This window comes from Rhodovarius crocodyli (assembly GCF_004005855.1).
GTDB classification, from domain to species: Bacteria; Pseudomonadota; Alphaproteobacteria; order Acetobacterales; family Acetobacteraceae; genus Rhodovarius; species Rhodovarius crocodyli.
Genome location: NZ_SACL01000006.1, coordinates 78,007 through 90,843, shown reverse-complemented (window position 1 = coordinate 90,843; position 12,837 = coordinate 78,007). Strand labels below are relative to the sequence as shown.

General features: G+C 64.0%; 9 protein-coding genes. 3 read left to right on the top strand and 6 right to left on the bottom strand.

The genetic code is table 11. The features are described 5' to 3' along the window. Nucleotides 1-64 precede the first annotated feature (64 nt). Entirely contained in the window at nt 65-1,000 is a 936-nt protein-coding gene (locus EOD42_RS17195) for a tripartite tricarboxylate transporter substrate binding protein (RefSeq protein ID WP_127788805.1), read from the bottom strand. Further along, nucleotides 997-3,585, bottom strand: coding sequence for a protein translocase subunit SecD (gene secD / locus EOD42_RS17190; protein ID WP_127788804.1), 2,589 nt, complete (start codon nt 3,583-3,585; stop codon nt 997-999). The genes EOD42_RS17195 and secD overlap by 4 nt, the downstream gene beginning before the upstream one ends. A 131-nt stretch (nt 3,586-3,716) precedes the next feature. Between secD and EOD42_RS17185 the strand changes: the two genes are divergently transcribed. Together EOD42_RS17185 and guaA are read left to right on the top strand one after the other, a co-directional pair. Then, entirely contained in the window at nt 3,717-4,643 is a 927-nt protein-coding gene (locus EOD42_RS17185; RefSeq protein WP_240655195.1) for a Gfo/Idh/MocA family protein, read from the top strand. Between the two features lie 56 nt (nt 4,644-4,699). Next, entirely contained in the window at nt 4,700-6,268 is a 1,569-nt protein-coding gene (gene guaA / locus EOD42_RS17180; protein ID WP_127788802.1) for a glutamine-hydrolyzing GMP synthase, read from the top strand. A gap of 15 nt (nt 6,269-6,283) precedes the next feature. Here the strand turns inward: guaA and EOD42_RS17175 are convergent, their stop codons facing one another. Continuing rightward, complete coding sequence (locus tag EOD42_RS17175; RefSeq protein WP_127788801.1) at nt 6,284-6,880, bottom strand: hypothetical protein; 597 nt, start codon at nt 6,878-6,880, stop codon at nt 6,284-6,286. A gap of 121 nt (nt 6,881-7,001) precedes the next feature. Between EOD42_RS17175 and EOD42_RS17170 the strand changes: the two genes are divergently transcribed. Then, complete coding sequence (locus EOD42_RS17170; RefSeq protein ID WP_127788800.1) at nt 7,002-7,985, top strand: hypothetical protein; 984 nt, start codon at nt 7,002-7,004, stop codon at nt 7,983-7,985. 92 nt (nt 7,986-8,077) lie between these two features. Here the strand turns inward: EOD42_RS17170 and EOD42_RS17165 are convergent, their stop codons facing one another. The 3 genes from EOD42_RS17165 to EOD42_RS17155 all read right to left on the bottom strand — a co-directional run bounded on the left by EOD42_RS17165 (nt 8,078) and on the right by EOD42_RS17155 (nt 12,820). Next, nucleotides 8,078-10,300, bottom strand: a complete 2,223-nt coding sequence (locus tag EOD42_RS17165; protein ID WP_127788799.1) for an NADP-dependent isocitrate dehydrogenase — start codon at nt 10,298-10,300, stop codon at nt 8,078-8,080. 202 nt (nt 10,301-10,502) lie between these two features. Then, on the bottom strand, nt 10,503-11,597 hold the full coding sequence (locus EOD42_RS17160; protein WP_127788798.1) for a TRAP transporter substrate-binding protein: 1,095 nt from the start codon (nt 11,595-11,597) through the stop codon (nt 10,503-10,505). Nucleotides 11,598-11,956: 359 nt separating this feature from the next. Beyond that, complete coding sequence (locus tag EOD42_RS17155; protein ID WP_127788797.1) at nt 11,957-12,820, bottom strand: isocitrate lyase/PEP mutase family protein; 864 nt, start codon at nt 12,818-12,820, stop codon at nt 11,957-11,959. Nucleotides 12,821-12,837 lie beyond the last annotated feature (17 nt).

The following is a 12,837-nucleotide window of genomic DNA, read 5'->3' as shown; positions in this document are numbered from 1 at the left end:
AATTTGATACGTTCGTCTAAATTTAACGCAAATGGCGCGCGGCGCCATCCTCAATCTGCATCAATTAGCCTGCAGTTTGCGCCCATGGGTCTTGACGCCAACGCAGAGCTAATTGCTCAAGCGTGCCGCGAACTTGGGTCGGCCACTTGTCAGGCCCTTGAAAAAGCGGACGAAGTGCTGAGCTTTCAAGAAAAGCCAGGAATTCCGGGTCCGCAATCATGCGCGACAGCCCGTCGGAAATGGAAGACACGAGTTCGGCAGGCGTGCCGCTCGGAATGGCAAAGCCCTTACAACTTGCGGATGAAAGCGCCACGCCCTGCTCTTTGAGCGTGGGTGTGTCCGGCAACAGGTCGGTTCGCGACTCGCCCCCGACCGCAAGCGCAACGATTCGGCCCTCCCGCACCAGCGGTAGTGCCTCCGGCGCGGCCAGGATGGCCACCGGCACATGGCCCTGCAGCACCGCCTGGCGCACGGCGCCCGAATTGGCGAAGGGGAAAGGCGAGAGGCCGAGCTGCGCCGCCAGCCGAAGCCCGAGCAGCTGAGGCGCGCTGCCGGCCGGCGGCATGGCCATCAGCGCGCCGGGCGCCATGCGTGAGATCGCGGCGAGGCTGGGCTGGGCACCGGCGGGGGCGACCAGCACGATCGGCTCATCCGCCACGGAGGCCACGAAGAACAGGGATTCCAGCAGCCGCTCCTGGCCCTTCTCGACCGCGCGGGCGAGCAGGGAAGGGGTGCTGACCACGCCCAGTGTGCGGCCATCCGCGGCGGCGCCGGCCAGGGTGCGGGCCATGGCCAGCCCGCCTTGACCCGGCCGGTTCACCACCGTGACGGCGGCATGGGCCCAATGGCGTTCCAGAAAGGGTGCCAGCCCGCGCGCCCATTGGTCTACGCCGCTGCCCGCGGAGGCACCGACGAGCAGTGTCGCCGCGATCCCCGCGCGCACCGGGGGCGCCGCCAGCAGGGCGGGCGCCGAGGCGAGCAGGGCGCGGCGGGCGATCACGCCGGTGTGGCGGGGGGCGTGGATGCCCCCGCCTTGGCATCGGCCCTCTCGGGCCGGCGCAGCCGGTTACGGCCGCTGTAGAGCACGATCGGCGCCGCGATGAACACCGAGGAGCTGGCCGAGACGACGATGCCGAACACCATCACCCAGGCGAAGCCCGCCAGCGCGTCACCGCCGAACAGCGCCAGCGGCAGGGCCGAGAGCAGCAGCGTCATGGAGGTGCCGAGCGAGCGGTTCATCGTCTCGTTGATCGAGAGATCGACCAGTTCCTCAAGCGGCATCTGCTTGAACTTGCGCAGGTTCTCTCGCATCCGGTCGAACACCACCACCTTGTCGTTGGCCGAGAAGCCGATGACGGTGAGGATGGCCGCGATGGTGGTCAGGTTGAACTCCACCTGGAACAGAACCATGAAGCCGATGGTCTTGGTGGTGTCCAGCACCAGGGTGGCGATGGCGGCGATGGCGAACTGCCATTCGAAGCGGAACCAGATGTAGAGCAGCATCGCCAGCAGCGACAGGCCGAGGGCGATCATGCCGCCGATGAACAGCTCATCGGAAACGCGGTTGCCCACCGCCTCCACCCGCATGATGCGCAGGCCGGGAGAGGCCGCCTCCAGCGCCGTGCGCACCTGGTTCACCACCTGCTGCACGCGCGCCTCATCCTCGGGCGCGGGCATGCGCAGCATGACGGTGGAGGCGTCGCCGAACTGCTGCACCCCCACATCGCCCAGGTTGAGCGCGCTGGCGGCATTGCGCAGCTGGCCCAGATCGGCCGGGCCCTCGGTGCGGACCTCCATCACGATGCCGCCCTTGAAGTCGATGCCCTTCTCGAGCCCCGGATACAGCGCGCCGGCGAGGGAGGCGGAGGACAGGATCGCGGAGATGATCAGGCCCGCGCGGGCGCCTTTCATGAAGCGGATGCGCGTGCCGTCCGGGAAGATGCGGAACAGCGGGCGGGCCAGCAGCTGCAGGATGGACAGGCCCGGGCGGTGCAGCACCGGCAGTTCCTTCGGGCGGGTCGCGCGGTACCACCACATCATCAGCAGGCGGGTCAGCACCGTGGCCGTCCACATCTGGATGATGGTGCCGATGGCCACCGTGACCGCGAAGCCCTTCACCGGGCCCGAGCCGAAGGCATAGAGGCAGCCCATGGCGATCAGGTTGGTGAGGTTGGAGTCCAGGATGGTGCCGGAGGCGCGCGCGTAGCCTGCCTCCATGGCATTCAAGGGGCTGCGTCCGTTCTGGACTTCTTCCCTGATGCGCTCATTGATCAGGATGTTGGCGTCGAGCGCGGTGCCGAGCGTGAGCACCATGCCCGCGATGCCGGGCAGGGTCAGCGTGGCTTCCAGCAGCGACAGCGAGGACATCACCAGGATGATGTTGATCAGCAGCGCGATGTTGGCGAACCAGCCGAACAGGCCATAAGCCAGGCCCATGTAGAGGAAGACGAAGACGGTACCGACGGCCAGGCTGATGATGCCGGCGCGGATGGCGTCCGCACCCAGCTCGGGCCCGACGGTCCGTTCCTCGATGACGGTCAGCGGCGCGGGCAGGGCGCCGGCGCGCAGCAGGACCGCCAGGTCATTGGCGGAGCGCGCGTTGAAGCTGCCGCTGATCTGGCCGCGGCCGCCCGTGATGGGCTCGCGGATCACCGGGGCGGTGATCACCTTGTCGTCCAGCACGATGGCGAAGGGGCGGCCGGTGTTCTGGCGCGTCACGTCCGCGAAGCGGCGGGTGCCCACGGAATCGAAGCTGAAATTGACCACCCATTCATTGGTGCGGCCATCCTGGCCCGCGCGCGCGTCGGACAGGTTGGCGCCGTCCACCTCGACCCGGCGGCGGACGGCGTAGCGCTGCCCCTCCTGCTCGCCGTTCAGGAACATCACGCCCGGCGGCGGGGTGGGGGCCGTGACGTTGGCGGTGTCGTCCAGCAGGTGGAAGGTCATGCGGGCGGTGCGGCCCAGCAACTGCTTGATGCGGTTGGGGTCCTCAAGGCCGGGCAACTGCACCAGGATGCGGTTGGCGCCCTGGCGGGCGATCAGCGCGTCGGCCACGCCCGTCTCGTCGATGCGGCGGCGGACGATCTCGATGGACTGCTCGACCGCGTTGCTCGCGCGGGCGCGCAGGCCGGGCTCGGTGACGGTGGCGGTGATCAGGCCGTCGGCATTGCCCTGCACATCCAGGTCGGTGCCGGTCTGTCCGGCGCCGAGGCTCACCTCCAGCCCCAGGTCGCGCACCACGCGCAGGGCGGCATCACGCTGGGCGGCATTGGTCAGGCGGAAGCTGACGCGGCGCTCCGCGGCTTCGGCGCGCAGGTTGGTGTAGCCGATGCGCGGGTTCGCCTGGGTCATGCCCCGGCGCGCGCCCTCGACGATATTCTCCAGCCGCTCCCGCAGCAGGGCGGAGGTATCGACCTCCAGCAGCAGGTAGGAGCCGCCCCGCAGGTCGAGGCCCAGATTCACCTGGCGCGTCGGGAACCAGGAGGGAAAAGCGGAGCGCGGCAGCAGATTCGGCAGGCAGACCAGGATGCCGAACAGACAGACGGCAAGGATTCCAGCGGTCTTCCAACGCGAAAAATACATCATAGGCGACGCTTATCCTTACCTTGCCGAACTGCCGGGGCCTGCCCCGGGGTTGACGGGCGGCCCTCGCGGGTGCCCAAAGCCGCGCGGAACATGCGTTGCGAGGCCCTGCTATGCAAGACGGGATACATGTCTTGAAGATCGGCGTCATCGGTGCCGGCCATTTCGGGCGCTTTCACGCGCTGAAACTGGCCAAGGCGGGGGTGCTTTCGGGCATCGCGGATGCCTCGGCCGAGCGCGCGGGGCAGATCGCGGCCGAGACCGGCGCACCCGCCCTGGATGTGGCCGGGCTGCTGGCCGCCAGCGACGCGGTGGTGGTGGCCGCCCCCACGGCCTTTCATTTCGACCTGGGCATGCAGGTGCTGGCCGCCGGGCGGCACCTGTTCATGGAAAAGCCGATCGCGGCCACGCTGGAGCAGGCCGACGCCCTGATCGAGGCCGCGGCCGCCCGGAACCTGACCCTGCAGGTCGGGCATATCGAGCGGTATTCGGCCGCCATCATGACGCTGCGGCGCGAATTGGCGGGCTTTTCGGCGCGCAGCCTGACCGCGACCCGCGTCGCGCCCTTCCGGCCGCGCAGCCTGGATGTCTCGGTCGTGCTGGACCTGATGATCCATGACCTGGATCTCGTCCTCTCGCTGGTGCCCTCGCCGCTGGCCGAGGTGCGGGCGGTGGGCCGGCCCGTGATGAGCCAGCTTCCCGACTATTCCGTGGCGCAGTTGCTGTTCGCGGACGGCACCCAGGCGCAGATAACCGCCAGCCGGGTGGCGGTGGCCATGGAGCGCCGCCTGACCCTGCTGGGCGATGCCGGGGAGGTGCGGGTGGATTTCCTGGCCCGCGAGCTGCGCGCCCTGCGCCCCGGCGGCGCGGAAGCGGCCGAGAACATGCCCCGCTGGGGCCGCGACGCCGCGACCTGGACCGAGCATGACAGCCTGGAGGCCGAGCAGAACGCCTTCATGGCCGCCATCATCAAGGCCCAGACGCCCGAGGCAAACGGCGCCATCGCCCGCGCGGCGCTGAGTGCCGCCCTGCAGGTCGAGGCGGCGATGCGGGGCGCGTAGCGCTGCCATCCCACGACTCGGCTTGAACAGCGGCGGCGCCTGTGCTGGAAGGCGCCATGAACCCCGACGCCCAGCATCACGACCGCATCCTGATCCTCGATTTCGGCAGCCAGGTGACGCAGCTCATCGCGCGCCGCCTGCGGGAGGCCGGGGTCTATTGCGAGGTCTGGCCCTTCAACAACGCCCCTGAGGATCGCATCCGCGCCTTCGCGCCGCGGGGCATCATCTTCTCCGGCGGGCCGGCCAGCGTGACGGAGGGCGAGAGCCCCCGCGCCCCTGAATGCGTGTTCGAGATGGGCCTGCCGATCCTGGGCATCTGCTACGGCCAGCAGACCCTGGCGCATCAGCTGGGCGGCACGGTCGAGGGCGGGCACGCCCGCGAATTCGGCCGCGCCGTGGTCGAGGTGACGGGCGAGTGCATCATCACCCAGGGAGTCTGGGCGAAGGGTGCCAAGGAAACCGTCTGGATGTCCCATGGCGACCGCATCACGGTGCTGCCGCCGGGCTTCCGCGTGGTGGCGCAGAGCGAGGGCGCGCCCTTCGCGCTGATCGCCAATGACGAGCGCCGGTACTACGGCACCATGTTCCACCCGGAGGTGGTGCACACGCCGCATGGCGCGGCGCTGCTGAAGAACTTCACCCACCTCGTCTGCGGCTGCCAGGGCGACTGGACCATGGGCGCCTATCGGGCCGAGGCCATCGAGCGCATCCGCGCCCAGGTGGGCAAGGGCCGCGTGGTGTGCGGGCTGTCGGGTGGTGTCGATTCCTCGGTGGCGGCGGTGCTGATCCATGAGGCGATCGGCGACCAGCTGACCTGCATCTATGTCGACCACGGGCTGATGCGCGCGAATGAGAGCGACCAGGTGGTCGCCACCTTCCGCGACCGCTTCAACATCAAGCTGATCCACAAGGACGCGTCCGAGCTGTTCCTGGGACAGCTGGCCGGCGTCACGGACCCCGAGCAGAAGCGCAAGATCATCGGGCGCCTGTTCATCGAGGTGTTCGAGGAAGAGCAGGCCAAGATCGGCGGCGCCGACTTCCTGGCGCAGGGCACGCTGTACCCCGACGTGATCGAGAGCGTTTCCGCCACCGGCGGGCCCAGCGTGACCATCAAGAGCCACCACAATGTCGGCGGCCTGCCCGAGGGCATGCGCATGAAGCTGGTGGAGCCGCTGCGCGACCTGTTCAAGGATGAGGTGCGGGTGCTGGGGCGTGAGCTAGGCATTCCGGAGGAGATCGTGGGCCGCCACCCCTTCCCGGGGCCGGGGCTGGCCATCCGCATCCCGGGCGACATCACGCGGGAGAAGGCGGACCTGCTGCGGAAGGTGGACACGGTTTATCTGGAGGAGATCCGCGCGGCCGGGCTGTATGACGCGATCTGGCAGGCATTCGCCGTGCTGCTGCCGGTGCGCACGGTGGGGGTGATGGGCGATGGCCGAACCTATGACCAGGCCTGCGCGCTGCGGGCGGTGACGAGCACGGATGGCATGACGGCGGATGTGTACCCGTTCACGATGGAGTTCCTGACGCGGGTGTCGGCCAGGATCGTGAACGAGGTGCGGGGGATTAACCGGGTGACTTACGATATTACGAGCAAGCCGCCGGGGACGATTGAGTGGGAGTGACGGCCCACACCAGAACTAAGGATTTGAAATTAGATAAATCGGCAGAATTGGGTTTGGAGAATTTTGTGTGGAGTCCATCGCTTTATTGCTGAGAGCGGACCAAACAAGCAAAAATACGGCAATTATGACGCTTATTCCTGCAATATATTTCGTCATAATAAATGCTAACTCACCCTTTTTTACTCTTTTCCACTCAAATTTTAATATTTCTTGTGAGCATTTAAAGAACTCCAATTCTAATTTTCTGATGTTTTCCGGGGTCAATAGCGCGTTTTTACTGGCTAGATGTTCAAATTTATTCATAATATCGAGTAGTTTTTTCGACAATTCTTCCGTCGGATTTATTCTTAATTTTATTCCTACATTAGCCTCATTTAGAGACACGTATTTCGAATTCAATTTCTCTATGTCTAGTTTTCCTGGACTTGATCTAATAATGTCTGAAATAGAATTTATATTTGATATATAAAAAATAAAACATTTTCTAAGTTCGTCGATCCAGGCCTGTCGAAAATCAGAAACTTTTTGTTCTTTGGTTATTATTAAGCCAACCAAAGAAAATATGCCTGCAATGACTGCGGCACCTACTGCGCCAACACTTATCGACTCCATGCATATGCTCCTTGCGCAACTTGCGTTAGCGCATGCTACTGTTCATGTATCTTCACGAGAATCGATGCGCGAATGGTATGGTTGAACTACCGCCGCGCGGCACCTGAGGGCTCGAGGAAACATGAAGGAAACCATAGTATTTCACTTCGAAGGCGCGTTAGCGGATTCGCACCGGTTAAATTTTTACGAGAGCTCACGTTTTCAGTACGCGGCAGCTCGCTTGTTGGTGAAGCTATCCAGCTTCAGAAGATCTGGAAATATTCCGCAAAAGATTACGCCAGGAAAAAACACACAGATAAATCTTGTTGCTCAAGCAGAGGGTTCATTCAATCTTAATGTGGAAGATATCCCAGATGAACCTCAAAAAGAAGATAAGAAAAAATCTCCGCACTTTGATTCGAATTTATCTGACCTGATTGCGTATGTAGCGGAGAAGCTACTTAAGAAAATCGGAGATGACTCTATTGGTGTCATTGATGATAGTGAGGGCGAAGGAAGCTCGGATTTTACACAATTAGATCAACTCGCTCAAGACATGATTGAGAAGAAAACGACTTTATCTGAAGTTCCGCAAGGTTCGTCTGATTTAGTGAGGCGAAGAGTCGCGGAAATCTCCCGTGAGCGCCGACTATCTGTATTAAAAGATAAAATGATCAAATTGGACGCAGGTTCTGGTCCGAAACTGGTTGCTATGTCCGCCCCCTTAATGAGCGAGATGGCAACGATATTGAGAACTAGCGCCGAAACAATGGAAGTGCGATCCACGAATCGAGATGGCCAGCAGATAGTATTTTATCTAAATAAAGACATGGCTGAAGATATAGAGGTTGCTATAGTTGATGAAGACATAACGGATATATTGGGTGATATTGAACAATTTAATAAAGTTACGGGCTGGGGAAAAATAAAAATACGTAGCGAAACGAATGAAAATAAAGTTGCGACATTCAATATTCCGCGATACATATTGTCATCTGTAAAGAAAGAATTAATAGATAACATGAAACGAGATTTGGTCTATTTGAAGGCATTTTTTGTGCGGGATCAGGCTGGTGAAATGATTCGTATGATTGTTGTTGAAATTCTTCCAACCCCAACAGAATAATCAGCCGTTTGAGTGGTTGTGATGTTGGATACTCGTGAGGATTAGTGCTGAGGGGTGAGGCTGACTTCGAGCAGCCTCACCCTAGTTGAAACTTAAAGCTTCGCCAACGCCTCATTCAGCGTCGCGCTCGGCCGCATCCCAGCCGAAGTCTTCGCCTGATCCGGCAGGTAATACCCACCCGTATCCACGCTCTTGCCCTGCGCCGCGATCAGCTCGGCGTTGATCTTCGCCTCATTGGCCGCCAGCGCATCCGCCACCGGCTTGAACCGCGCGGACAGAGCCGAGCTGTTGCCGCGCGCCGCCAGCGCCTCCGCCCAATACAGGGCCAGGTAGAAGTGGCTGCCGCGGTTATCCAGCTCACCCACCTTACGGGCCGGGCTGCGGTTGAATTCCAGGATCTTGCCGTTCGCCTGGTCCAGCGTCTCCGCCAGCACCTTCACGTCCTCATTGCCGCTGGTCTGGGCCAGATGCTCCAGAGAGGCACCCAGAGCCAGGAACTCACCCAGCGAGTCCCAGCGCAGATAGCCCTCATGCTGGAACTGCTCGACATGCTTGGGCGCGGACCCGCCGGCGCCCGTCTCGAACAGACCGCCGCCGTTCAGCAGCGGCACGATCGACAGCATCTTGGCGCTGGTGCCCAGCTCCATGATGGGGAACAGGTCGGTCAGGTAGTCGCGCAGCACGTTGCCGGTGACGGAGATGGTGTCCAGCCCCTGGCGGATGCGGTCGAGCGACAGCTTCATCGCATCGACCAGCGCCAGGATGCGGATGTCGAGGCCCGCGGTGTCCTCTTCCTTCAGGTACTTCTCGACCTTGGCGATCAGCTGCGCGTCATGGCCGCGCTTGGCGTCCAGCCAGAACACGGCGGGCGTGTTGGTCAGGCGCGCGCGGCGCACGGCCAGCTTCACCCAGTCGCGGATCGGCGCGTCCTTGACCTGGCACATGCGGAACACGTCGCCCACCTCGACCGGCTGGCTCAGCAGCACGGTGCCGTCCTCGGCGACCACGCGCATCGTGCCGTCCTCGGCGATCTCGAAGGTCTTGTCGTGGCTGCCGTATTCCTCGGCCTGCTGCGCCATCAGGCCCACATTCGGCACGGAGCCCATGGTCTTGGGGTCGAAGGCGCCATGCGCCTTGCAATCCTCGATCACGGCCTGGAACAGCGTGGCATAGCAACGGTCGGGGATGGTCGCGATGCAGTCCTGCAGCTTGCCCTGCGCGTCCCACATCTTGCCCGATTCACGGATCATCGCGGGCATCGAGGCATCGATGATCACGTCGCTGGGCACATGCAGGTTGGTGATGCCGCGGTCGGAATTCACCATCGCCAGGCCCGGGCGCTTCGCGTACTCGGCCTGGATGTCGGCCTTGATCGCGGCCTTCTCGGCCTCGGGCAGGGTCTCGATGCGGTTCAGCATGTCGCCCAGGCCGTTGTCGGGGTCGACGCCCAGCTTGGCCAGGGTGGCCGCATGCTTCTCGAACACGTCGGCGAAGAACACCGACACGCAGTGACCGAACAGGATGGGATCGGAGATCTTCATCATGGTGGTCTTGAGGTGCAGCGAGAACAGGATCCCGTCCTTCTTCGCGGCCTCGATCGTCTCGGCATAGAAGGCGCGCAGGGCGCGGCGGTTCATGACCGAGGCGTCGATGATCTCACCGGCTTGCAGCGGGATCTTGGGCTTCAGCACCGTGACGGAACCGTCGCCGGTCACCAGCTCGATGCGGGCGTTGGTCGGCGCCGCGATCGTCGTCGCGACCTCGGAGCCGTAGAAATCCTTGCCCGACATATGGGCCACGCGCGTCTTGGAGTCCTTGCTCCAGGCGCCCATCTTGTGGGGGTTGTTGCGCGCGTACTGCTTCACGGCGCCGGCGGCGCGGCGGTCGGAATTGCCCTCGCGCAGGACGGGGTTCACGGCGCTGCCCAGCACCTTGCCGTAGCGGGCGCGGATTTCCTTGTCCTCGGGCGTCGCGTCCTTGTCCGGATAATCCGGCACGTCATAGCCCTTGCCCTGCAGCTCCTTGATCGCGGCCTTCAGCTGCGGGATGGAGGCCGAGATGTTCGGCAGCTTGATGATGTTGGCTTCGGGCTTCTTGGCCAGCTGGCCCAGTTCCGCCAGCTGGTCCGGGATGCGCTGCTCCGGCTTCAGCTTCTCGGGGAAGTTCGCGATGATGCGCCCCGTCAGGGAGATGTCCTTCAGCGTCATCTTCACGCCGGCGGCGCCGACGAAGGACTGCACGATCGGCAGCAGGGAGAAGGTCGCGAGACCGGGGGCTTCGTCTACCTTGGTCCAGACGATTTCGAGATCAGACATGCTTTTCCCTTCGCGCGCGCCGCATCCGTGGCGGTGAGTTGCTCTATCGGCGGTGATGGGCAGACTTTTTACACCCGCGCGGGGGGAAGGCAATTGCCGGGCCTGCGGGTCAGCCGCCCGCGCACGGCCCCGGCACGAAAAAGGCGCCGCGCCCGGAGGAGCGCAGGCGCCTTGCTATGTGCAGCCCTAGGAGAGAAGCGACCTAGCGCCGCTGCCCCAGGGAGCTCACCAGGTTGTCGAAGCCCAGCTCCGCCACACGGAACCACTGGCGCATGTCGTCGCGCATGGGCGCCCACTGGTCATGGATCTTCTTGAAATCCGGGTTGCGGGCCGCGAGCTCGCCTTCCAGCGCCATCGCCTCGCGATAGCAGGCCTCGGTGATGGGGCGCGGGAAGGGCCGCAGCTGGGTGCCGGCCGCGACCAGGCGCCGCAGGGCGGCCGGGTTGCGGGTGTCATAACGCGCGACCATCCACTGCGTCGCCTCGCTGGCGGCGGTGCGGATGGCGGCCTGATAGCTCTTGGGCAGCTCGTTCCACTTGTCCTTGTTGACGAACAGGTGGGTCATCGCCGTGCCTTCCCACCAGGCCGGGTAGTAATAGTAGGGCGCCACGCGATGGAAGCCGAGGCGCTCATCGTCATAGGGGCCGGCCCATTCCACGGCGTCGATGGTGCCGCGTTCCAGCGCCGGATACAGGTCGCCGCCCGCCAGCTGCTGCGGCACGCCGCCCAGGCGCTGCATCACCTGGCCCGCGAGCCCCGCGATGCGCATCTTCAGGCCGTTCACGTCCTCCAGGCCGCGCAACTCACGCCGGAACCAGCCGCCCATCTGCGCGCCGGTCTGGCCCAGTGGCAGGCCGTGCACGTTGAACTTGTTGTACAGCTCGTTCATCAGGTCGATCCCGCCGCCCTCATACATCCAGGCGTGGTGCTGGCGGGTGTTCATGCCGAAGGGCATGCCGGTGCCGAGCGCGAAGGCGTCGTTCTTGCCGGTATAGAAAAAGGAGGCGGTGTGGGTGCACTCCACCGACCCCGACTGCACGGCATCCAGCGCCTGCAGGCCCGGCACCAGCTCACCGGCCGAAAAGACCTGGATCTTGAAGCGGTCGTCCGTCAGCTCGGACACGATGCGGGAGAACACCTCGCCGCCGCCATACAGGGTGTCGAGCGACTTCGGATAGCTGGAGGTCAGGCGCCAGCGCAGCGTCGGCTGGTTGGTCTGCGCAAAGGCAGGGGCGGCAAGGGCGGCAGAGGCCGCACTCGCGGTCGCGGCCTGTCCCAGCAGGTGACGTCGGTTCATGACCGTTTCCTCCGGCTTATCTAAAGTTACGCGAAAGCCATGTCGTGCGGCATGATCTTCCGTGGTGTGGCGGCTACATGAAATGAATTGCGCGCTGCGGCAAGAGGGGGACAGGCTGGGGCGTTGCCCCAGGCCCCAGCCAGGGGCGCTGCCCCTGGCGACCCCGCCAGGAGATAATATCTCCTGGACCTGATGAGAGTTTGGCGCCTCAGCTGGGTAGTTGGGGCGCCATTCTATTATAAAAAATCAGTATTATCAGTTATTTGTGCCAATTTCCTGGGGTCCGGGGCCGCTACGGTCCTGGCGGGGATGCAAGGGGCAGGGCCCCTTGCTGGGGGCCGGGGGCAAAGCCCCCGCCGTCATGCCCCCAGATACCCCTTCGCCCAGGCCGCGTAGTCGGCTTCCCGCGTCACCGCCTTGCCCAGCGCCGCATCCGGCATGCCGCCCACATCCTTGGGCGCCACGCCGTCCCGCAGCGCCTTCATGGTGGCGTGCAGCGCCTGGATGGCGGCCTGGAAGGGCAGGTGGCCCTGCAGCGCGATGCGCACGCCGCGGCTGGCCAGATAATCCCGGTCGGTGATCTCGGGCGACAGCGTGCCCAGGATGATCGGGATGGTGGCCACCTCCGCGATCGCGTCCAGCTCCGCGCGCTTGGTCACGCCGGTCAGGAACAGCCCGTCGGCGCCTGTCTTGCAGTACGCCTTGGCGCGGACCAGCGCATCCTCCAGCCCGTTGACCGAGACGGCGCCCGTGCGCGCGAAGATGGACAGCCCCTTGTCCTGCCGGGCGGCGAGTGCCGCGCGGATCTTGCCCACGCCCTCGTCCAGCGTGATCAGGCGCGGCTTGCTGGTGCCATAGGGGTTGGGCAGTTCCGTGTCCTCGATGGACATGGCCGAGACGCCGGCTATCTCCAGCTCCTCCACCGTGCGCATCACGTTCAGCGCGTTGCCGTAGCCATGGTCGGCATCGACCACCAGCGGCAGGCGGCTGGCCGCGCGGTTGATGCGCAGGGACTGCTCGGCGAATTCGGTCAGCGTCAGCACGATGAGGTCCGGCGCGCCGAGGACGGTCAGCGACCCCACGGAACCCGCGAACATGCCGAGCTCGAAGCCCAGCCCCTCCGCGATGCGCACCGACACCGGATCATGCACCGAGGCCGGGTGAATGCACGCCGTCCCCTCCAGCACCGCACGCGCCGCCTCGCGCCTGGCTTTCCACCGCATCTCGTTTCCTCCGTGAC

Bases quoted from the DNA above. Each gene is read 5' to 3' on its own strand.
- secD (WP_127788804.1), bottom strand. From the start codon at position 3,585: ATGATGTATTTTTCGCGTTGGAAGACCGCTGGAATCCTTGCCGTCTGT.
- guaA (WP_127788802.1), top strand. From the start codon at position 4,700: ATGAACCCCGACGCCCAGCATCACGACCGCATCCTGATCCTCGATTTC.
- EOD42_RS17175 (WP_127788801.1), bottom strand. From the start codon at position 6,880: ATGGAGTCGATAAGTGTTGGCGCAGTAGGTGCCGCAGTCATTGCAGGC.
- EOD42_RS17170 (WP_127788800.1), top strand. From the start codon at position 7,002: ATGAAGGAAACCATAGTATTTCACTTCGAAGGCGCGTTAGCGGATTCG.
- EOD42_RS17165 (WP_127788799.1), bottom strand. From the start codon at position 10,300: ATGTCTGATCTCGAAATCGTCTGGACCAAGGTAGACGAAGCCCCCGGT.
- EOD42_RS17160 (WP_127788798.1), bottom strand. From the start codon at position 11,597: ATGAACCGACGTCACCTGCTGGGACAGGCCGCGACCGCGAGTGCGGCC.
- EOD42_RS17155 (WP_127788797.1), bottom strand. From the start codon at position 12,820: ATGCGGTGGAAAGCCAGGCGCGAGGCGGCGCGTGCGGTGCTGGAGGGG.